Genomic DNA, 22,200 nt, shown 5'->3' on the forward strand with positions numbered 1-22,200 from the left:
TGACAAAAATATTTATAAATAAGGATAATGGTAAAGTTTATTTAGTATATCTATATAAAGATTAGCAAAGCCATTATAAAAAGTTTAACGAGAGGTGAAAAATGAGTTCTTCAATTAAGAATCTACTGAAAAAAAGTAATAGTACAGTTAGTTTATATAATTTGTTAATGCAAATATATTATAAACATTGCGTTAGCGATATTGATTTTATTAAAAAAATGTATAAAAAAAAGTTCAATAAAGAGTTCAACTTAGAAAACCCACAAACTTTTAATGAAAAACTTCAGTGGTTAAAATTATACGATAGAAATCCATTATACACTAAATTGGTAGACAAGCATGAAGTTCGAAAATACATAGCTAAAACTATAGGTAAAGAATATCTTATTCCTTTAATAGGAGTGTGGGATAGATTTAATGATATTGATTTTTCTAAATTGCCAAATCAGTTTGTATTGAAATGCACTCATGACTCAGGTGGACTTATAATATGTAAGGATAAAAACAAACTAAACATCGATGTAGCAAAAGAGAAAATAAACAAAAGTTTAAGAAGAAACTATTATTATCATTCTAGAGAATGGCCATATAAAAATGTAAAGCCGAGAATTATATGTGAGAAGTATATGGTAGATGAATCATGTGTAGAGCTTAAAGATTATAAATTCATGTGTTTTAATGGTGAAGTAAAATGCTCATTTGTCTGTTTAAATAGAAATTCACCAAATGGATTAAATGTTGATTTTTATGATATGAATTGGAAGCCTATGCCTTTTGAAAGGCATTATTCAAGTAGTGGAGTTTTAATACCTAAGCCAAAGAATTTTAATAAGATGGTTCAATTTGCAGAAAGATTATCTAAAGACATACCATTTGTAAGAGTAGATTTTTATGAAACAAATGGGCTATTGTACTTTGGAGAATTAACTTTTTATCCTGGTGCAGGATTTGAAGAATTTACTCCAGAGTTCTATGATTACTTATTAGGTAGTTGGATAGAACTACCTGATAAATATTTAGATATAAATAATAAAAGAGGTTTATAAAGATGTTTGATTTTAATAGGATATATGAAAAAGCAATATATAAAAACCTTAAAAGATATAAAAGAGGAAAATTAAATAGAATACTATCAAAAATATGGGGATTTATATTACGTTTTATATTTAATTGTGATATTTGTTTGGGAGCTATTATTGAAGAAAATGTTAAAATTCCACATGCTGTAGGAATTGTAATTGGCAGTACTGCTGTTATTGAAGAAGGAGTAGTTATAATGCCTAATGTTGTTATAGGGGCTAGTAAGTTTCCACCTGAAAAAAATGGTGAAGGAAAACGTCATGCTACAATCAAGAGGAATTGTTTGATAGGAGCAAATGCTGTTATTATAGGGAATATTGTAATTGATCAAAATTCAACTATTGCTGCTGGAGCGGTTATAACAAAGGATATCCCACCCAATTCAATTGTAATTGGAAACAATAATATTTTACAAAAATATAAGTGAATCTTATTATACTAAGTTAGATAAAAGTACATGAATAATATAATAGTTGGCTAAATGATATTTTATGAGTGATTATTACTAAAATATATATGCATAATAAAGTAATCTTATAGAAATGTAGGTGTTTATTATTAATATAAAATTACATGGAATGTTAAGAATATAGGAAACTAGTTTTCAATAGCTTAAAGGAGAAAATCACAGTGAAAGAAGAGAATCTTAAAAGTAAATTTGTAAATGCAACTAAATGGTCAACCGTTACAGAAATAGCTGCAAAATTAGTTAGTCCTATTACAAATATGATTTTAGCTAGAATTATTTCACCAGAAGCCTTTGGTGTAGTTGCCACTGTAACTATGATTATGAGCTTTGCAGATATGTTTACCGATGCAGGGTTTCAAAAATATTTAGTGCAAAATGAATTTAAGGATGAAAGTGAAAAATTTAAAAATGCCAATGTAGCATTTTGGACTAACTTGGGAATATCAATTTTTTTATGGATAATTATTATAATATTTCGTGAAAAAATCGCAATATCAGTTGGAAATCCTGGATTAGGTAATGTTATTGCTATAGCTTGTGTTCAGTTATTACTTACATCTTTTTCAAGTATACAGATGGCACTTTATAGGAGAGATTTTGATTTTAAAACTCTCTTTTTAGTCAGAATGGTTTCAGTTTGTATACCTTTTATTATAACAATACCACTAGCTTTTTTAGGATTAAGTTATTGGGCACTTATTATTGGGACTATTTTCATTCAGATTTCAAACGCCATTATATTAACTATTAAATCAAAATGGAAGCCATACTTATTTTATAATGTCGAAATATTAAAAGAAATGCTGACATTTAGTATTTGGTCATTGATTGAAGCTATTTCAATTTGGTTTGCTACTTGGGTAGATATGTTTATTATCGGAACTTCTTTGAGTCAGTATTATTTAGGAATATATAAGACATCAATTGCCATGGTAAATACTCTTATGTCATTGATAACTGCATCAATAGTACCTGTGCTTTTTTCAGCTTTATCTCGTTTACAAAATGATACTACAAAATTTAATAAAATGTATTTTGATACTCAAAAAATCGTGTCTATTTTTATATTTCCACTTGGTATAGGAGTTTATTTATATAGCGATTTAGCTACCAAAATACTTCTAGGAGGCAAATGGGAAGAAGCTAGGGAAGTAATAGGTATATGGGCTTTAACAAGTGCAATAGCTATAGTTTTTGGACACTTTTGTAGTGAAGTATATAGAGCTAAAGGTAGGCCTAAACTATCATTTTTAGCTCAAATATTACATTTAGTTATTCTTGTTCCAGTTTGTATAATAAGTTCTAAGTACGGATTTTGGGTACTAGTTTATGCAAGATCGTGGATACGTATAGAGGGGATTTTAGTTCATTTTATTATAATGAAGTTTGTAATAGGAATTTCAGTAGTAAACACCTTTAGAAATGTAATGCCAACAGCAATTTCATCAGTCGTTATGGGAGTATTAGGTTGTTTTTTACAACAAATAAGTAAAGATTTGTTATGGAGCTTTATATCAATTATAATATGTTCTATATTTTATTTTGGAGTTTTATATTTATTCTCAGATATGCGAAAAGAAATAAATAGAGTAATAATAACATTAAAAGGAAAATTGATGAGAGATAAATATAAGGTTGCTTGTAATAAAGAGAATTAAAATACAGTTTATATACAACAAATTATGATGTTAAGGATTGATTGTAACTTAAGTAATTTTGAGGAGGGACATGCTGGTGAGTGCAGCAGTAAATAGCAAAAGGGCTTATGTTAATAAGTATATAAATAACAAGACAGAGCTTAAAGAATTTTTAGAATATGAAAGTATCAAATATGGTAGAAAAAATACTAGAATGCCTTTTATATGTTTGACTGAACAATCATATCTTTATAAATATAACGTATTTTTACGTAAGACTGAATACTATATAAATACTGGGAAAAAATTTAGAGGACTTTTGTACAAAGCATTATTGTATAGATATGGAAATGATCATCAGATACATATTCCAATTAATACATTTGATAGAGGATTAAAATTAATGCATTTAGGTCCAATTCTAGTAAATGGAAGAGTTAAAGGTGGGAAGGATATATCTTTGCATATAAATACAAGTATAGTTGCAGGAGGAACTAATGATGGTACACCTATATTAGAAGATGGTGTGATAGTAGGTGTGGGAGCTGTAATTGTTGGCGATATTAAGCTTGCAAAGAATATCGCAGTAGGCGCTAATTCAGTAGTTAATAAAACCTTTGAAGAAGAAAATATTGCTATAGCAGGTGTGCCTGCTAAGAAAATAAGCAATAATGGAAGATTAGAGTGGAATAAAAAATAAGTATTTAATAATAAGTAGTATTGTAATTGCAAAGAATATGAAGATTTCACCAAGAGATTATTTGTAATTTTAAAATATATTATTTTGTATACCATTAAATAATTGAAATTAAGTTAGCTATAAATTTCAAAAAATATAACTAAAGGAAGGTAATGCATTATGTACAAAATAGCAGTAGCAGGAACAGGTTATGTAGGCCTTGTGGCAGGGGTTTGTTTTGCTGAAGTAGGCCATCAAGTTACTTGCGTAGATATTGATGAGAATAAAGTGGAATTAATGGAGAGTGGAGTATCTCCAATTTATGAAGCAGATTTAGAAGGACTAATGAAAAAAAATTATGCAGAAGGTAGACTTCATTATACCACTGACTATAAATCAGCTTATAGAGATGCAGATGCTGTATTTATAGGGGTTGGAACTCCAGAGCAGCCAGACGGTTCTGCAAATTTAAGCTACATAGCAACTGTTGCAAGACAAATTGCTGAAACTATAGAGAAAGATTGCCTTGTGGTAGTAAAATCTACAGTACCTGTAGGAACAAATGATAAGGTAGAGCAGTTTATTAAGGACTTCTTAGTTAATGATGTAAAGGTAGAAGTAGCTTCTAATCCAGAGTTCTTAGCTCAAGGAACAGCAGTGCATGATACCCTTAAAGCAGCAAGAATTATCATTGGGACAGAAAGTAAATGGGCTAAAGATATTTTAATGAAAATATATGAGCCATTTAGCCTTCCTATAGTATCTGTAAGCAGAAGATCAGCGGAGATGATAAAATATGCATCCAATGATTTCTTAGCATTAAAGATATCCTATATGAATGATATAGCTAACCTTTGTGAACTTGTAGGAGCTAATATTCAAGATGTAGCTAAAGGTATGAGTTTTGATGAGCGTATTGGAAGTAAGTTTTTAAATGCTGGTATTGGTTATGGCGGTTTATGTTTCCCTAAGGATACAAAAGCTCTTGAATATTTAGCAAGACAAAATGGCTATGAGCTTAGAACCATAAAAGCAGCTATTGATGTTAATAAAGATCAAAAGACTATGTTATATAAAAAGGCTTCTAGACGTCTTATCACATTTAACGGACTTAAGGTGGCAGTACTTGGTCTTACATTTAAGCCAGGGACAGATGACTTAAGAGAAGCGCCATCCCTTGAAAATGTACCGCTACTATTACAATGTGGAGCAGAAATTTATGCTTATGATCCTGTAGGTGAAGATAACTTTAAAAAGGTATATTCAGAAGGAAAACATGGACAAGGTTCTATAAGATATGTGCATAGTGCTGAAGAAGCTTTAAAAAATGCTAATGTATGCTTTATCTTTACTGAATGGGGAGAAATTAAAGCTGTAAAACCAGAGGATTATAAAAAGCTTATGAGAACACCTTTGGTATATGATGGAAGAAATATCCATAGTGGCGAAAAAATGAGACAATCAGGAGTGGAATACTATTCCATAGGAAGACCAAATATGGAAGCTTCTCAGGCTATTGTTGAAGCAGCGGCAACTAAGAACTAATATTATATAACTTAAGAATTATGTGATTTGTAACAAATAAATAAATTTAGATAAGTGTGCTATTTATGATAAAATAGTACACTTATTTTTAAGGAGGAAGAAATATGAACTATAAAACCTTAGATACAAGCAAAACATACCTTGTAACTGGAACTGCAGGTTTTATTGGATTTTACTTATCTAAAAAGCTTTTAGAACAAGGCTGTACAGTAATTGGTGTTGACAATATAAATGACTATTATGATGTAAATCTTAAATATGCAAGATTAGAAAAACTTAAACCTTTTGAAAAGTTTACATTCATCAAAGGAGACATCTCAGATAAGGCTATGATAATGAAAACATTTGAAGAGCATAAGCCTAATATTGTAGTAAATTTAGCTGCACAAGCTGGAGTTAGATATTCCATCGAGAATCCAGATGTATACATTGGAAGTAATATAATAGGCTTTTTTAACATTCTTGAAGCCTGTAGATATAATCCGGTAGATCACCTTGTATATGCATCTTCAAGTTCTGTATATGGCTCTAATAAAAAAGTACCTTTTGAAGAATCAGACTTTGTAGATCATCCTGTATCTTTATATGCTGCTACAAAGAAATCAAATGAATTAATGGCTCATACTTATAGCCATCTATATAACATACCAGCTACAGGATTAAGATTCTTTACGGTCTATGGGCCGATGGGAAGACCTGATATGGCTTACTTTGGATTTGCAGATAAGTATTTTAAAGGAGAGCCTATTAAGATATTTAACAACGGTGATTTTGAAAATGACTTATATAGAGACTTTACATATGTAGATGATATTGTAGAAGGAATAGAAAGACTTCTTAGCAATCCTCCTACTACTATAGCAGATGGGAAGGGTATTAAGGAAGCTGTACACAGAGTATTTAATATCGGAAACAATAGCCCTGAAAAACTAATGGCATTTATAAGGGCTTTAGAGAAAGCTTTAAGCAATACATTAGGTAGAGCAGTAGAATTTGAAAAAATATTTGAACCTTTAAAAGCTGGGGATGTACCTGCAACCTATGCTTCTACAGATAAACTTCAGGAAGCTGTAGGATTTAAACCATCTACATCTATTGATGAAGGACTAAAAAGATTTGCGGATTGGTATGTAGAGTATTATGGGGTAAATTAAATATATTTGTGCATTATATCTTAATTTAATTATAAGAGAACTTATGAGGGGGAGTTACACATGAAAATTAGAAAAGCCGTCATTCCAGCCGCAGGTCTAGGTACTAGATTCCTGCCTGCAACTAAAGCCCAACCAAAGGAGATGCTTCCTATAGTAGACAAGCCTACTATTCAATACATTATAGAGGAAGCAGTGGAGTCTGGAATAGAGGAAATACTTATAATTACAGGTAGAAACAAAAGAAGTATCGAAGATCATTTTGACAAATCTGTGGAATTAGAATTAGAACTTGAGCAAAAAAATAAACAGGATTTGCTTAAGCTTGTTCAAGATATAAGTAACTTAGTAAACATACATTTCATAAGACAAAAGGAACCTAAAGGTCTTGGTCATGCCATACACTGTGCTAAGAGCTTTGTAGGCAATGAGCCCTTTGCTGTAATGCTTGGAGATGATGTGGTGGATAATGAAGTACCTTGCTTAAAGCAGCTTATAGATTGTTTTAGTGAATATAAGACATCAGTGCTTGGAGTTCAGCGTGTGGCACAAAGTGAAGTTTCTAAATATGGTATTGTTAAAGATTTAAAAATAGAAGATAGAGTTTGCAAGGTTAAAGACTTAATAGAAAAGCCAAGCATAGAAGAAGCTCCATCAAACATAGCAATTCTAGGAAGATATATACTAATGCCAGAGATATTTAGTATATTAGAAGACACAAAGCCAGGTAAGGGTGGAGAAATTCAGTTAACAGATGCATTAAAAACACTTCTATCCCTTCAAGCAATTTATGCCTATGAATTTGAAGGCAGAAGACATGATGTTGGTGATAAATTAGGATACCTTCAAGCAACAGTAGAAATGGCTTTAAAGAGAGAAGACTTAAGAAAGCCTTTTATGGAATACTTACTAAATATAATTAAATCAGAGGAAATTAAAACCTTTACTGAAGCTTCTAACGAAGCAGCGGCAACCGAATAAATTACAGTTAAACTCAGGGGTCAGGCACCTGGATTTAACTTTAAGAAAGTGTAACTCAGTAGAATTAAGAGATATGGCATATTCTTGATTCTACTGGTTTTTTTTATTATTGTAAATCATCATAATACCTACAAAATTAATTTTCACCATTAACCCTATAGTTATTCTCCTTTCCTTGTATTTCTATGGTGTTGCCCCTGCACATTTCAAGTATTCGGCTTCCTACTGCTTCGTCAAGTTCTAGAAGCTTTTCCATGGTGTATTCGCTAGATATTATCATGGGAAGGTTATTTAAATATCTGTAATTAATTATTTCAAACATAATGTTTATATCTGATTCGGTGATTTTGCCTTTAAATAAGTCATCTATTACTATAAGCTCTGAGGTTTTGTATTTTCCAAGAATTAAGCTGTAGCATTCACCATCCAGCATATTTTGCTTGATTTTAGTTATAACATCCCTATAGGGCATGTAAATAACCTTTACTCCCTTGTCTATTAAATTAAGGGCTATAGCAGTGCACAGGTGAGTTTTCCCACTTCCAACTTGTCCAAGAAAAGTTATGCTGTTATTTTTTGTGTGTTTTATTTCATTAAAACTTTTAAGGTAGTTTAAAGCTGCCATTTTGCATTTTCTGCTTACAGCATTATATATCTTATAGTTTTTTAAATTAAGCTGTGAGCTATCCACATTTAGCCCTGCAAGTTTCCATTTTGACTTAATATTACTTTTCATGGTGCAGCTGCAGGGAGTAATAATATCTTGATATCTGTCATCACTTTTTACAATAAAGCCAACCCCTCTGCATATAGGACAAACATCATAAAAATTCTGCGAAGTCCTCATCTGTAAACTCTGGAAGCTCTGGTTCATCTGGTCTAAATCCTGCATATTTTCCTTGGACTTCTCCCTGAGTCTTTTTATTATAGTTTGAATGTTGTCTGGCTCCCCAGTTTGAACATTTCTTTGTTCCATGATTATCATCCTTTCCTTCTTTTATTGCCTTAGGGGCAGAACCTTTACTTTCTAGGTGTATCTTCTGATTTTTATGGGATTCTTTATAGTTTTGCATATATTCCTCAGCTTCACTTAAGGTATGCAAATTAAGATCTATCCAGTTATACAAGATAGACTCTATGTATCTAAAGGTTCTAACCCTGTTTTCCACAGCAATTTCCATGGCTTTTATAATTAAATCTCCGCCTTTTAAATCCTCATACAAAAGCCTTAATTTTTCACGCTCATGGGGAGTTGGCAGGTGAATGTTTGAGCTGAAAAAGTTAATAACAGCATCAAGGTCCCTAGGGTTGAAACAAGCATTCTTGTCATTATTCCCATGGACATTTGGTCTTACAATTTTCCCTGTCTTCTCTGCTTTGTAATCTGCGCTCAGGGGCCTATTCTCAACTTCTACTACAACATCCTTGAGGTTAGTCTCTGGAGTAATCTCTGGTATTGGTTTAGTGAAATTAACTTCATCCACTGCTAAGTTTGAGCAGCTGGTCTCGTGAGTGGGTTCATCCATTTGCTCTTTATTAGCATAGATTAAGCTATCACTTTTTTCTTGAAGCTTGTCTAAGGCATCATAATCTATGCTGTACCACTTAGTTTTATCCATCTTACATTTGTTGAAATTTCCAGATAGGATTATTCCCATGTCTTCAAGTTTTTTTATAAGTCTTCTTATGGTGCTTTCACAAAAGAAGGGCAGCTGTTTTTGCCAATTTGTATAGCTGTTAAATATCCAGGGTCTTTCCTCTATGATATGAGTGGATTTTTCAAGCCAATAACTCATTTGCTGAAGGATTATACTCTCAGACACTCCAAGTACTACTGCTAGATTTACATCAATAACAACACATTTTTTATCCATTATACTTTTCTCCTTTGTTTTTTCTTCTTTTGGGGCCAGACCCCTGGGGTTAAATTCCAGGGGTCTGGCCCCAAAGAAATCCTCTCTCTATACATAAACAAATCATCTTCCTCAAAAAAGACAGGAAAGTAAAAAAACTTTTTTTACTTTCCTGTCTTTTTTGGAGAGACTTATTTGTTTTATATAATATACAGGGATAAATTATCCTAATGTGTAAATATAAGTATTATACAAGGGGGAGTGTTATAAGATGACAGATTATGAAGCTAAAAGATTATTAGATGAAATGAAGTATGTGTTTGGGGAAGAAACATCACAGCACTGGAATGATATTGAAAGATGTATAATTTCATATGCTAAAGGATGCTGTAATAGCAAATATTTTGCTTGGCAGGACTTAGAGGAGCTTATTTCGCAATCAATTATGGCTCTTTTTGAACTGCATAAAAAAATTGAAAAGGAAAATAAAAAAGTAAATCAGTATTATGTTATAAAAGCAATGAAAAACTTTTTTATAAATATGTTTAGAAAAAGAGAGAAAAGGAGAAAAATCAGGAAGGAAGATAAATATTTAAGAGAAACCTATGGCGAAGATGGGTACCTTGATATGCTTGCTGAAGAATCTAGTCAAGTAATGCTTCACACTGTAGAAGATGAACTTGTATATAGTCCTTTAATTAGTACTATTGAAGATAGGTTAAGTGATCAAAGTAAAGATGTGCTGGAATTTATTTTAAAAAATCAAGATATTACTGCTGAGGCCTATGCAAGGTATAGAGGGTTAACATATCATACAGCTTTAAAAAGGATTGAAAGGTTTCAAAGACAAGCAAAGGAGCAAATGTATATGTGGGGGAAAGAACATAAAGATGAGGCACAGCTTATGGCGGAGGTATTTAAGTATATATCTGCTTAATTTTAATATCCACTGACAGTACTATTGGAAGGAGAAACTTTTTGAATATGAATGACTTTAAGAAAGAAAACTCTATGCATTTAGAAGAATTAGCTCTTAAAGCTCAAAGTGGAGATAAAAAATCTTTAGAAGACTTAATTAAGTATTTTAAGCCCTATATAGTAAAGCAAGCTCGCTGTACCTATGTAAAGGGCCATGAAATTCAGGATTTAGTTCAAATGGGATATGTAAGCCTTATAAAAGCAATAAAAATGTACAAGCCTAGTAATAAGAATTTTAATTATTATGCGCTGGCATCAATTAAGAGAAACTTTTACTACCTTATAAGGCAGGAATCCCGGCACAATGGGGAATACAGCATGGAATTTGAAACAGGGGAAGGACTGACACTGCAAGACGGACTAGAGGGTAACTCTGATTTAGAGGAGGAGTATTTAAAGAAGGAGACTTATAAAAGACTTAGACAGGGCATTGAAAAATTAAGTAAAGAAGAAAAGGAAATGATTAAATGGGTGTATATTGATAGGAAAAGGCTTAAGGAATACGCAGTGATGAAGGGGGTTAGTTATAATCAGGGGCGGTATAGGATGCAGCAGATACTAAAAAAACTTAGAGAGGGCCTTGAGTAACCAGCTGTTATAGTTCCTAGTACATAATCCCTTAATCTTAATAAAAATTATCTCTCAAATTTTCGTCACTTTCCTTTTTATTGCATATTAAATAGTGAAACATCTTAATGAATTGGGATGTGATAATGAAAGGAGTTGATAGTATGGCTGTTACAGCTGACATGGTTAAAAAGTCTTTAATTCTTGAATATGTGGTGGGAACAGATGATGAGGGCAAAGACGTTCTTGGAAGTCAAAGATTCTCCAAAATCAAGACTGCTGCAACTGATGATGCCTTAAATGCTGTGGCACAGGCAATTGCACCTGTACTTAAAAATGGACTTTTGTATGTTAAAAAAGAAGAAGATAGCGTGCTTGGTTAATTAAAAAGGAGGAATGATTTATGGCTAAGAGTTTAGTTTTATCCTTTGTGAATGTTGGAGGAAAAAAAACAAGCATCACTGTAAATAATATAAAGGATGCAGTAACTGCTGCAGAAGCTAATAACCTTATGGACACCATAGTTGATCAAAATGTATTTGAAACTAAGAATGGGGATTTAGTAAGCAAGAGCGGTGCTTATATGGTAGATAGAGAAAAAACTGAAATAGAAATATAGAGGCTGGGGCCAGGCCAATGGGAATAAATCTCGGGGCCCTGACCATTTGGATAAGTTTTAAGCAAGTTTTGTTTAAATGTGATATAATATAAATTGAGGCAAATTTAGTTGGGGACCATAATGCTAATAGAAGTCATTATGGTCTCTATATTATTTGATTAAAAACTTTTATTTATAGAAACTATAAACCTTTAAAGGAGTTGATTTTTATTATGAAAAAGCCAAATAAGGGTAAGGCATTAACCCAGGAACAGGCAGAGCAGAGAATACTAGAGATTATGTCAGAACCACAAGCAGTACCTGCATCAAAAGGAGCAGGAAAGGTAAACAAGCCTCTAAATTAAGAATGGCAATGTTTTATGTCACGTAAGATCAGGCTATTATCTTCAGGCACAGCCTGAATTCTAACACTCTTGTAATAAGGAAGATCCTAGATAATTTCTAGTTTAATAAAAACTGCCCTTATCATTAAAAGTAAGGGCAGTTTCTTATTTACTCATAATACTTTTGCACTAATAACAGATAGGTTCTTCCCACCATCCAAAAGCAACTCTACCTGAAGCTGATAGCTGCGGCATTTCTGGATTAGATAAGAAAATGAGAAAGGAGCCGCCAGGTGGGAAAATAAATTTTCCTTGTTCATCATCTACCAAAGTGGTCTCTGGCTGACCTCTTCTTACGAAAGCTTTAATTCCTCCAGTAGGTTCTCCCTCCACATTATTTGCATATTGAAGTTTTACTCTAGGCTCTGGCAATGGACAAAGCGCTTGGTTAGAAGGAGTTACCAATGATGATGTCTGAGGTGTTCCAGGTGGCTCAGCGTTAAACCAAATTTGAGCTCTAAATGGAGACTCAGATACATCACTTACAGTCCAAACAGTTACATGCAAGTTTACTCCTGAATTAATTGGATTATATAATCTAGCCCAAGCACTTGTCCCCATACCAAAGGAAAGATTATCGGCATAACCTACAAAATACTTTCCTTCTAGAGACTTGGCCAAGTTAATGGGAACCGAAACAGTGTATTCTAAAGATGGTTTATATATAGATGGCCTTGGACAATTACAATATGGATAACATCCATAGTATTGCTGAGGATAGTTCATCATATTGTAGCAAGGACAGCTAGATTCATTTTGACATTGTCCAGGGTAATTAGCATTAGGATAGTTATTCATAACTTACAACTCCTTTTAAATAGGGTTCAATTTATTATATGAGTCAAAATGTAAGTGGTGAATAACTTGAATGGGGCCAGACCTTGGATATTTTCACCCAGGGGTCTCGCTCCTAGGAAAAAATGTATTTTTATCTTAAATGATTTGATATAATAATATCAACAGAATACACATTAATATCATTAGATATGTGATATACGGGGGAGAACTTTATGAAGTTATTTAACATGAAAAAAACAAAAACTAAAACCATAGGAATTATTGCATCTTTAGTAATATTTATAAGCGGCTTTAATTATTCATATGTCAATGCAGCAGAAGGAAGTGTTTTATCAGAAGCTAGAAATATAATTCAAAATTATTATTTAAATGATGTTTCTGATGAGGTTTTAAATTCTACTTCTATAGAAGACATGGTAAAGCAGCTTAATGACCCTTACTCTAGTTATTTTACCAAAGAAGAATATGAAAGCTTCACCGGTAGTATAGATAATAAGTTTACGGGTATTGGGATACAGGTACTTACGGATGAAGAGGGAATAAAGATAACGAGTGTTTTTAACACTTCTCCAGCTGAAGAAGCAGGATTAAAGGCAGGAGATATTATTATAAAAGCAGATGATGTTACTTTAAAGGGATTGTCTTCAGAACAGGCTATAAGTTACATAAAGGGAGAAGAAGGAACAAGTGTACATCTTGTTATACAAAGAGGTATAAGCACTTTTGAGGTTAATGTAATAAGAAAGCAAATATCTCTTCCTACAGTAGAGGGTGAGGTTTTAAATAATCATATAGGATACATAGAAATTAATTCATTTGGAGAAAATACCCCAGATGAATTTAGACAAAACCTAGATAAGTTGGAAAAGGCTAATGTAGAGTCATATATAGTAGATTTAAGATATAATTCAGGTGGATATGTAGAGGCAGCTAGAGATATTGGGGGATATTTTATAGGAGACAAATCTCTTATGGTAATAAAAAATAGAACAGGAGCTTCAGCAAGTTTTAAAGCTTATAAGCATGACATGATAATAGAAAAACCTGTGATTTTTTTAATCAATCAGTATAGTGCCAGTGCCTCTGAACTTTTATCAGCAGCGGTAAAGGATTATAAGAAAGCTATTTTTATTGGGAAAACTACTTATGGAAAGGGAGTTGCTCAAGGTATATTTCCTTTAAGTGATGGAAGTTTTATTAAGCTCACTACCTATGAATTTTTATCTCCATATAAAAATACTATTAATCACGTGGGAGTAAGTCCAGATTTTCAGGTGGATGATAAGGATATTGATTCATTATATTTATCAGATCTTCTTTTAAGTGAAGCAGATAATAGTAAGAATATAGAGTCATTAGATAATAAACAAGGCTATATAAAGGTTTTAATTAATAATAAAAGCTTTTATATAAATATTAATGAAGCTAGAAAAGATGAAAATTGGGAAACTTATAAATATCTTATAGAGAATACAGATACTGATAACTTGTTCTTAGGTAAGGGAAGTGGATGGACAAGTTTTGCTAGTGAAGGTTTAGATGGAAACTTGGAAGATAAAACAAATCTTTTATATCCTAACGATAAGGTTTTAAAAAGCTTAACTAAAAATAGTAAAGATAAAACATTTACCATAAAGTTTAATAAGGCAGTAGACCCTAAAACTGCAAATAATGAAACTATTGAACTAATAAATGGAGATACTGGACAGCGTATATCAGCAAATATAGAAGTAACACAGGGTAGTAAAGCTACCATAAGCTTAAAAGATGAATTACAACAGGGCTCGTACTATCTTGTAGTAAGTGACAAGGTAAAGGATGAAGAGGGCAAGAAGTTAAGAAAGGAAACAGTAACAAAGGTTCAAGTAATAAATTAGGGGCCAGACCCCCGGGTAATTTAACCAGGGGTCTGGCTCTTATTGTAGACAGCAACATTTCCATTAATAATTATGATATACTTAAATTGTTGTTGTATAATTTTAAGAGAATTGAAATAAAGGATGGGGAAGTTTTATTATGAAATGGAATAAAACATATTTTAAATGGATATTGGTACTAGCTTGGATGATAGTCATATTTTTATTTTCCAATGATCCTGCAGCTGTATCAGATGAAAAAAGTGGATTTGTATTAAGAACCTTAAATGCTTTAGGCATAGATTTAAACAGTTACTTTGGAGAGCTGGCTAATTTTATAGTTAGAAAAGCTGGTCACTTTACGGAATATTTTATATTATATGCATTATTATTTAATGCTCTACAAGACACATCTTCTTTAAAGCAAAGCTTAATTATATCTTTGGGAATAACATTTTTATATGCATGCTCAGATGAGTTTCATCAAATTTTCATTCCAGGAAGGGAAGGAAGATTTAAAGACGTTTTAATTGATACTTCAGGTGGAATTTTTGCAGGCATACTGATGAAAATTAAAAGTGCCACCCACGTGGCAAGTGGCAAGTTGATGTAAAAAAGGGTCCAGACTCCTGGGGGCAAATCCCAGGGGTCTGGCCCCTTTTTTAGTAAATTTATATTTCACAGGCTACTGTAAATCCTTCTTCCACAGCATCCATGATTCTTCTTGCTTTCTTTGCATCACCTATAGTATATACTTCTTTGAAGTTATTTTTAATGTCCTCAGCAATTTCATCATTAGGCTTATATCCAGCGGCAATAATTACATTGTCAGCTTTGATTTCACCATCTTCAAGAATAACTCCGCTTTCAGTTATTTCTTTTACTTTAGCATTAACGTGCTGCTCAACACCATTTTTATTTAAAACTTCAAATAAGTGTCCTACAAAGGTAGCACCGATATCCTTTGCTATTGCATCCATCATTTCTATAATGTGAACTTTAATGCCTTGAGTAGCAAGGTATTTTGCAGTTTCAGTTCCTACAAGTCCTCCGCCTATGATTGCAACGGTGGAGCCAACCTTAGCATCTCCATTTAGCACATCTTCAGCAAGCACTACATTTTTAGATTCGATTCCCTTTATTGGAGGAACAGTTTGTGAAGCACCAGTTGCTATAATTACTGCATCTGGGTTTAAGTCTTTTATATCCTCATGGGATTTAACATCTTGCTGTACAAATTTAATTCCAAGTCTTACATATTGATTATATAAGTAATCTCTAAAGAATAGGAATGTATCTTTTTCAGGTGGAGTAGATAATATTTCCATCTTACCGCCAACCTTATTTACTTTATCTACAATTGTTACATTGTGGCCTCTAAGTCTTGATACTCTAGCAGCTTCAAGTCCAGCAGGGCCTGCACCAATGATTATGACGTTCTTAACTTCAGATGATTTTTCAATTTTTCTTTCTCTATCGTATCCAGCACGAGCATTAACTAAGCAGTTTATGCCTTGACCTAAAAATACTTTGTCAATGCATCCTTGGTTACAAGCAACGCAGTAACGTATGTCTTCATAATCTTTATTTTTCATCTTAACTACAAGTTCTTCATCTGCAATAAGTCCTCTTCCAATGGCAACCATGTCAGCTTTGTCTTCTTCAACTATGCTTTCAATTAACTCTGCACTGTTAAGTCTTCCAGCTACTATAATTGGAACATTAACTTCTTTTTTAAGCTGCTCACCAAATGGTATTAAAAATCCTTGATTAATAAACATTGGCTGAATTGTATATTCAACAGCATCATAGCTTCCAGCAGTTAAGCTTATAGCATCAATTCCAGCATTTACAGCTTCTTTACATATTGTTTTTACTTCTTCAAATTTTAAGCCGTCTTCTAGATACTCATCAGCACTTATTCTTATGATTACAGGGACTTTTCCTTTAGAAACTTCTACAACTTCATTTAAAACTTCCATAGGAAAACGCATTCTATTTTCTAAAGAGCCGCCGTATTCATCATCTCTCTTATTGCTGTGAGGGGATAGGAAGCTGTGAAGTAAGTAGCCATGAGCAAAGTGAACTTCTATTAAGTCAAAGCCAGCTTCTATAGATCTTTCTGCAGCCTTTTTAAATTTTTCTTTTATTTCTATAATATCTTCATTAGTCATTTCACGAGGGTTATTTCCAAGTATTGCACATGGAATAGCGCTAGGGGCTATTGGCTGGATTCCGGTTACAGCTTCACTAGCCTGTCTGCCAGCGTGATATATTTGAGCGCCTATCTTAGCACAAGCTTCATGTACTGCATCAGTCATTTTTTTAAGTCCTGGAATGAATTTGTCATCATATATGCTTAATTGAGTAGGAAGTCCTCGTCCTTCAGGAGAGATTCCAACAGATCCTGAGATTATGATAGCAACTTCATTTTTAGCTCTTTCAACAAAGAAATCAATTATTCTTTGATTAACTTCTCCGCCAAGGTCTGCTAAACCATTTTCCATAGGGGCAAGCATAAATCTGTTTTTTAATTCTAGGTTACCAATTTTAATAGGTGTAAAAAGTTTTGACATGATAAATACCTCCTAATTTCTATGATAGTATGACAAATTTAATATTTTTTTATGATCAGCATTAAGACAGTGACATTCGTTGACGAATTTTGTTGATAAAAAAATAAAAAGCTCGTTTAAGATGTTAGGTTTAATAAAATGGTGTTAAGTTTACAAGAAATATAGTGTAAATTAATAACATTTGCGCACGAATTTTATCTCTATATGTAATATTATATAGAGATAAATAAAAAAATCAAGAGAGATATGTTATTTTTCTAACAGTTTTTCTGAGGAAGATTCTAGAAACTTCTGAAAATCAGTTAAGTCCCAAGTGCCAACCATGTCGGAAATTTTTTGCAGGGTTTTTAGAAAGGACTCAATTTCGTCATGTTCAAAATGCTCAAAAAGTCCCATAAATTGAAAAGCAGACTTAGTTCCTACACTTTTTTCTAGAGCTTCTTTGCCTGTTTCAGTTATGTAAATTTTGATAGTTCTGCTGTTATTTAAAAACTTTTGCTTTTCTATATAACCTTTTTTTTCCAATCTGCTTATGAGGGCAGATGTGGTGGATTTATTCCAAAGGGCAATATTTCCAAGCTCCTCTAAAGTTAAACCATCATCAAGATGTAATATCCAAAGGGCATGCATTTGTGCATGGGTTAGACCAGCTTCCACTGCGAGGTTTTCCCAATCCTTTTCTAAATTCATGTAGGTAGCTCTAATTAGGTTTAAAAATATATTAAAATAATAATCTTTAAGTGGTTTATCCATAAATATGCTCCTTTAAGAGGGCTAAGCCCTGTAATAAACAATAGTATTATAACAGAAATATTCTGTCTAGACCAGACCCTATGGTGTTTTTTTCCAGGGGTCTAGCTCGGGTTTAAAATTTGGTTATATGTTAATAATCATAGATAAAAATGAAAAATGATGTGAGAAATAAGGGATTTGTTGAAAGTGTGATATAATTGAATAAAGGGGCCAGACCCCTGGGAATATCATCCAGGGGTCTGGCCCTTAAGGAAAATGGAGGTAAAAATTTGAAGAAGATTATATCTATAATATTATGCTTAGCATGGATGGGATTTATATTTTACAATTCCTCTCAAAATGGAGTGGAGTCAAATGCAAGAAGTGAAGAATTTTTAAAGAGTATAAAAAAATATTATATAGAGATGAAGAATACTGTGAAAAAACCTAAGAGAGTGGAAAGTTTTAATGTAGACAAGGAAGCTAAGAAAGCAGAAGCTTCTGGAGACAAAAATAATAATATTGTAAATAAGAATAATAATACTGAAATCACTAAAAAAAATACCAATACATCTATAAAAAGTAATAATTCAAGTACTGTAAAAAAAGCTAACAATGCAGCAAAGGATAAAAAGCTTAAGTTTCAAAACTACCTGGTAAGAAGAGGTGCGCATGCACTTGAGTATATAGTACTTGCCATTTTAATTGCAAATGTATTTTGGCAGTTTGGTATAAGAAACAAAAATGTTATAATATATGTTTTATTTATAGCCTTATTTTATGCGGTATTAGATGAGTTTCATCAAAGTTTTGTGAAAGGTAGAACCTCTGAGGTAGGTGACGTGCTGTTAGATTTTTCGGGAGCCATTTTTGGAACAATCACCTGGTGTTTTTGGGAAAAACTTAAAACCACCATTAAAAGACGATTTTCTAAAACTCAAAACAATGGAATATAAGGGGCCAGACCCCTGGGTGTTTTTCCCAGGGGTCTGGCCCCTATAATAAAATCTATTTTAACCATTTTTCTAACTGTTTGCAGTTATCTTTTTCCATTGCCGCAACGCCATCCAGATTATACGGAATTCCAAGCTTTTTGTATTTATTTACTCCCAAAGTGTGGTAGGGTAGAAGTTCTACTTTTTCTATGTTTTTAAACTGAGATATAAACTTTTTAAGCTCAGTCATGTGTTCCTGACTATCAGTAATTCCAGGAACTACTACATGTCTAATCCAAAGAGGAACATTTGCTTTAATGACACTTTCAGCAAATTCATTAAATTTGTCCATGCTATGCTTAGTGATTTGTTCATAACCGTCCCTAGCATAATGTTTCACATCTAAAAGAACAAGATCCACATATTTAAGAATTTCATCGTAATTTCCTAGGCCAACTCCTGAAGTATCAAGGGTTGTGTGAATATTATTTTCCTTGCAAAGCTTCAAAAATTCCAGTAAAAACTTTGGCTGCATTAGGGGGTCTCCCCCAGAGCATGTAACGCCGCCACCGGATTTTTCAAAGTAGGGCCTAAAGCGAAGAACCTTCTTTAAAAGCTCCTCAGGGGATATTTCCTGTCCGCCTTCAAAGCTCCATGTGTCAGGATTATGACAATAAGCACATCTAAGTGCACATCCCTGAAAAAACACCACAGTTCTAATGCCTGGTCCATCAACTAAGCCCATAGTTTCAGTAGAGTGAATATATCCTTTTATCATATTGAATTCTCATCTCCTGTATCTAAATCTCTAATCACTAATTACATAAATTTAGAGGAACTTTCGCCAAAGCGAAAGTTATCCTTACAGCAGTTCGCATGAATACATTTTTCAATGTTGAACATAGCATGAGATTTGCATCGTAGAAATCATTGAATAAACTTTAGAACGGCTTTATTTCCAACTTTAAAGAACCGTTAAGAGCCTTCTACTGTTTGAGCGATAGCGAGTTTAGAAGGCTTAGGTGCTTTAAAAGGAAGAAATACTAGCCGTTCTTAGTGAGATGAACGATTTCCTAGATGCAAATCTCAGGCTTCTAGTTCAACATTAAAAATACGTATTACACTCTTTCGTGGAAAGTTCTCTTAATAACTTCTAGCTGATGCTCCTTTGAAAGTTTCACAAAGTTTACTGCATAACCAGATACTCTTATAGTAAGAGTAGGATAATTATGAGGATTTTCCATAGCATCCAGTAGAGTTTCACGATTAAGCACATTTACATTTAAATGATGAGATCCTTGTGCAAAATATCCATCAAGTATGGAAACTAAATTATCAATTCTTGCGTTCTCATCTTTTCCTAATGCATCAGGAATTATAGAGAAGGTATTTGATACACCGTCCTGGCAAACATCTCTATAAGGTATTTTTGCTACAGAATTAAGTGATGCAAGAGCTCCATTTACATCTCTTCCATGCATAGGGTTTGCACCAGGAGCAAGAGCTTCACCTACTTTTCTTCCATCTGGAGTTGAACCAGTCTTTTTACCATACATAACATTTGAAGTTATAGTAAGAGCAGATAATGTGTGTTCTGCATTTCTATAAGTAGGATTTTTTCTAAGTTCCTTTATAAATCTCTTAACTATTTCTACAGCAATGTCATCAACTCTATCATCATCATTTCCGTATTTAGGGAAATCTCCTTCTGTTTCAAAATCTACAGCTATTCCATCTTTTCTTATAGGTTTAACTTTAGCATGTTTTATAGCACTTAATGAATCTGCTGCAACGGATAATCCAGCTACGCCACAGGCTAAAAATCTATGAACTACTGTATCGTGAAGGGCCATAAGTCCTGCTTCATAAGCATATTTATCATGCATAAAGTGAATTATATTTAAAGCATCTATATAAATAGTGGCCACATATTCTAATACTTTAAAGTAGTTTTCTTTAACTTTTTCATAATCGAGTATTTCATCCTCTATCTTAGAAATTCCAGGTACAACTAATGTGCCTTTCTTTTCATCTACACCGCCATTTATAGCGTAAAGTAGGGATTTTGCCAAGTTACATCTTGCTCCAAAGAATTGCATTTGCTTTCCAAGCTGCATAGCAGATACGCAGCAAGCTATAGCATAATCATCTCCATATAAAGGGCGCATAATATCGTCATTTTCATATTGAAGTGAGTCTGTTTCTATAGACATCTTTGCACAATATTTTTTAAATCCTTCAGGAAGCTTTTCTGACCATAAAACTGTGATATTTGGTTCTGGTGCTGGGCTTAAATTTGTAAGAGTATTTATGAATCTGAAGGCAGTCTTTGTAACTAAAGTTTTTCCGTTTAGTCCCATTCCGCCTATGGATTCTGTTACCCAGTTTGGATCTCCTGCAAATATCTGATTATACTCAGGAGTTCTTAAGTGTCTTACAAGTCTAAGCTTTAGTACAAACTGATCTATAAGCTCTTGAGCTTCAATTTCAGTTAATAGTCCATTTTTTAAATCTCTCTCAATATATATATCTATAAATGTAGTATTTCTTCCAATGGACATAGCTGCACCATTATTTTCTTTTACGCCTGCAAGATATCCCAAGTATAAAAATTGAATTGCTTCTTTAGCATCTTTAGCAGGATTAGATATATCAATGCCATAGGACATGGCCATGTTTTTCATTTCTTCTAGGGCTTTAATTTGTTCACTTACTTCTTCTCTAAGTCTTATTGTTTCCTCAACTAGTGGACCCTTAATTTTGGATAAGTCAATCTTCTTTTGTCCAATTAAGAAATCTATTCCATAAAGAGCTATTCTTCTGAAATCACCTATGATACGTCCTCTGCCGTAAGCATCAGGAAGTCCAGTTAAAAGTCCTGCACTACGAGCTTTTTTAATTTCATCTGTATAAGCATCAAAAACTCCTTGATTGTGAGTTCTTCTATACTGCGTAAATGTCTCATGCATTTCAGGGTCAACTTCATAACCGTATTCATTTAAAGATTGTTCGGCCATTCTTATTCCACCAAAAGGGTTAACCATTCTCTTAAGTGGAGCATCAGTTTGAAGACCTACAATAAGTTCATTTTCTTTATCAATGTATCCAGGGGCAAAATTATTTATTCCAGCTACGGTTTTTGTGTCTACATCTAATAGTCCCTTTTCGATTTCTTCTATTAATAGCTTTTCAACTTTTGACCAAAGCTCTTTTGTTCTATCTGTTGGATTAGCTAAAAAGCTATCATCTCCAGCATAGGCCTTATAGTTCTTTTGAATGAAGTTTCTAACATTTATTTCGCCTGTCCATAATCCTTCATTAAATCCCATCCATTCATTTTTCAATAACAACAACCTCCTAA

At 32.9% G+C, this 22,200-nt stretch carries 22 protein-coding genes; 15 read left to right on the forward strand and 7 right to left on the reverse strand.

What is annotated here, in order from left to right:
• Window positions 1-101: 101 nt before the first annotated feature.
• From BSD9I1_RS18375 to galU, 7 genes are all read left to right on the forward strand, one after another.
• Window positions 102-1,046: an ATP-grasp fold amidoligase family protein gene (locus tag BSD9I1_RS18375; protein WP_186431543.1), complete on the forward strand. Its 945-nt coding sequence runs from the start codon at window positions 102-104 to the stop codon at window positions 1,044-1,046.
• A 2-nt stretch (window positions 1,047-1,048) separates the two neighbouring features.
• Window positions 1,049-1,507 (forward strand): serine O-acetyltransferase, encoded by a 459-nt coding sequence (locus tag BSD9I1_RS18380; protein WP_186431544.1) that lies wholly within the window; start codon window positions 1,049-1,051, stop codon window positions 1,505-1,507.
• A gap of 203 nt (window positions 1,508-1,710) precedes the next feature.
• Entirely contained in the window at window positions 1,711-3,207 is a 1,497-nt protein-coding gene (locus BSD9I1_RS18385; protein WP_186431545.1) for a lipopolysaccharide biosynthesis protein, read from the forward strand.
• A gap of 76 nt (window positions 3,208-3,283) precedes the next feature.
• On the forward strand, window positions 3,284-3,886 hold the full coding sequence (locus BSD9I1_RS18390; protein ID WP_186431546.1) for a serine acetyltransferase: 603 nt from the start codon (window positions 3,284-3,286) through the stop codon (window positions 3,884-3,886).
• Between the two features lie 159 nt (window positions 3,887-4,045).
• On the forward strand, window positions 4,046-5,410 hold the full coding sequence (locus BSD9I1_RS18395) for a UDP-glucose/GDP-mannose dehydrogenase family protein (protein ID WP_186431547.1): 1,365 nt from the start codon (window positions 4,046-4,048) through the stop codon (window positions 5,408-5,410).
• A 104-nt stretch (window positions 5,411-5,514) separates the two neighbouring features.
• Window positions 5,515-6,564, forward strand: coding sequence for a GDP-mannose 4,6-dehydratase (locus tag BSD9I1_RS18400; RefSeq protein WP_186431548.1), 1,050 nt, complete (start codon window positions 5,515-5,517; stop codon window positions 6,562-6,564).
• Between the two features lie 60 nt (window positions 6,565-6,624).
• Window positions 6,625-7,542 carry a UTP--glucose-1-phosphate uridylyltransferase GalU gene (gene galU / locus BSD9I1_RS18405; RefSeq protein ID WP_186431549.1) on the forward strand — a complete coding sequence of 306 codons (918 nt, stop codon included), beginning with the start codon at window positions 6,625-6,627 and terminating at the stop codon, window positions 7,540-7,542.
• A 136-nt stretch (window positions 7,543-7,678) separates the two neighbouring features.
• On the opposite strand, the gene BSD9I1_RS18410 is transcribed toward galU, so the two are convergent.
• Window positions 7,679-8,389 (reverse strand): ATP-binding protein, encoded by a 711-nt coding sequence (locus BSD9I1_RS18410; RefSeq protein WP_242966556.1) that lies wholly within the window; start codon window positions 8,387-8,389, stop codon window positions 7,679-7,681.
• Entirely contained in the window at window positions 8,364-9,416 is a 1,053-nt protein-coding gene (locus BSD9I1_RS18415) for a DnaD domain-containing protein (protein ID WP_186431551.1), read from the reverse strand. Before BSD9I1_RS18415 ends, BSD9I1_RS18410 begins: the two co-directional genes overlap by 26 nt.
• A gap of 250 nt (window positions 9,417-9,666) precedes the next feature.
• Between BSD9I1_RS18415 and BSD9I1_RS18420 the strand changes: the two genes are divergently transcribed.
• The 5 genes from BSD9I1_RS18420 to BSD9I1_RS19055 all read left to right on the forward strand — a co-directional run bounded on the left by BSD9I1_RS18420 (window position 9,667) and on the right by BSD9I1_RS19055 (window position 11,903).
• Window positions 9,667-10,332 carry a hypothetical protein gene (locus tag BSD9I1_RS18420; protein ID WP_186431552.1) on the forward strand — a complete coding sequence of 222 codons (666 nt, stop codon included), beginning with the start codon at window positions 9,667-9,669 and terminating at the stop codon, window positions 10,330-10,332.
• A gap of 47 nt (window positions 10,333-10,379) precedes the next feature.
• Complete coding sequence (locus BSD9I1_RS18425; RefSeq protein ID WP_186431553.1) at window positions 10,380-10,961, forward strand: sigma-70 family RNA polymerase sigma factor; 582 nt, start codon at window positions 10,380-10,382, stop codon at window positions 10,959-10,961.
• A 125-nt stretch (window positions 10,962-11,086) separates the two neighbouring features.
• Window positions 11,087-11,323: a DUF1659 domain-containing protein gene (locus tag BSD9I1_RS18430; RefSeq protein WP_186431554.1), complete on the forward strand. Its 237-nt coding sequence runs from the start codon at window positions 11,087-11,089 to the stop codon at window positions 11,321-11,323.
• A gap of 20 nt (window positions 11,324-11,343) precedes the next feature.
• On the forward strand, window positions 11,344-11,559 hold the full coding sequence (locus tag BSD9I1_RS18435; RefSeq protein WP_186431555.1) for a DUF2922 domain-containing protein: 216 nt from the start codon (window positions 11,344-11,346) through the stop codon (window positions 11,557-11,559).
• 212 nt (window positions 11,560-11,771) lie between these two features.
• Window positions 11,772-11,903, forward strand: a complete 132-nt coding sequence (locus BSD9I1_RS19055; protein ID WP_278281265.1) for a hypothetical protein — start codon at window positions 11,772-11,774, stop codon at window positions 11,901-11,903.
• Window positions 11,904-12,071: 168 nt separating this feature from the next.
• Here the strand turns inward: BSD9I1_RS19055 and BSD9I1_RS18440 are convergent, their stop codons facing one another.
• The gene (locus tag BSD9I1_RS18440; protein WP_242966557.1) at window positions 12,072-12,740 is read right to left on the reverse strand and encodes a DUF6143 family protein; all 669 of its coding nucleotides are present in this window, start codon (window positions 12,738-12,740) and stop codon (window positions 12,072-12,074) included.
• 212 nt (window positions 12,741-12,952) lie between these two features.
• On the opposite strand from BSD9I1_RS18440, the gene BSD9I1_RS18445 reads away from it, so the two are divergent.
• Together BSD9I1_RS18445 and BSD9I1_RS18450 are read left to right on the forward strand one after the other, a co-directional pair.
• On the forward strand, window positions 12,953-14,617 hold the full coding sequence (locus BSD9I1_RS18445; RefSeq protein WP_186431556.1) for a S41 family peptidase: 1,665 nt from the start codon (window positions 12,953-12,955) through the stop codon (window positions 14,615-14,617).
• Between the two features lie 139 nt (window positions 14,618-14,756).
• Window positions 14,757-15,209, forward strand: a complete 453-nt coding sequence (locus BSD9I1_RS18450) for a VanZ family protein (protein WP_186431557.1) — start codon at window positions 14,757-14,759, stop codon at window positions 15,207-15,209.
• A gap of 58 nt (window positions 15,210-15,267) precedes the next feature.
• Here BSD9I1_RS18450 and BSD9I1_RS18455 read toward each other — a convergent pair whose 3' ends face one another.
• Window positions 15,268-17,172 carry an NAD(P)/FAD-dependent oxidoreductase gene (locus BSD9I1_RS18455; protein WP_186431558.1) on the reverse strand — a complete coding sequence of 635 codons (1,905 nt, stop codon included), beginning with the start codon at window positions 17,170-17,172 and terminating at the stop codon, window positions 15,268-15,270.
• A gap of 249 nt (window positions 17,173-17,421) precedes the next feature.
• Window positions 17,422-17,925 carry a MarR family winged helix-turn-helix transcriptional regulator gene (locus BSD9I1_RS18460; RefSeq protein ID WP_186431559.1) on the reverse strand — a complete coding sequence of 168 codons (504 nt, stop codon included), beginning with the start codon at window positions 17,923-17,925 and terminating at the stop codon, window positions 17,422-17,424.
• 269 nt (window positions 17,926-18,194) lie between these two features.
• On the opposite strand from BSD9I1_RS18460, the gene BSD9I1_RS18465 reads away from it, so the two are divergent.
• Window positions 18,195-18,860, forward strand: coding sequence for a VanZ family protein (locus BSD9I1_RS18465; protein WP_186431560.1), 666 nt, complete (start codon window positions 18,195-18,197; stop codon window positions 18,858-18,860).
• 52 nt (window positions 18,861-18,912) lie between these two features.
• Here the strand turns inward: BSD9I1_RS18465 and pflA are convergent, their stop codons facing one another.
• The gene (pflA, locus tag BSD9I1_RS18470; protein ID WP_186431561.1) at window positions 18,913-19,617 is read right to left on the reverse strand and encodes a pyruvate formate-lyase-activating protein; all 705 of its coding nucleotides are present in this window, start codon (window positions 19,615-19,617) and stop codon (window positions 18,913-18,915) included.
• Between the two features lie 340 nt (window positions 19,618-19,957).
• Window positions 19,958-22,168 carry a formate C-acetyltransferase gene (pflB, locus tag BSD9I1_RS18475; protein ID WP_373419362.1) on the reverse strand — a complete coding sequence of 737 codons (2,211 nt, stop codon included), beginning with the start codon at window positions 22,166-22,168 and terminating at the stop codon, window positions 19,958-19,960.
• Between the last annotated feature and the right edge of the window lie 32 nt (window positions 22,169-22,200).

It is taken from the genome of Clostridium sp. BSD9I1 (assembly GCF_900185645.1).
GTDB lineage: Bacteria > Bacillota > Clostridia > Clostridiales > Clostridiaceae > Clostridium_AK.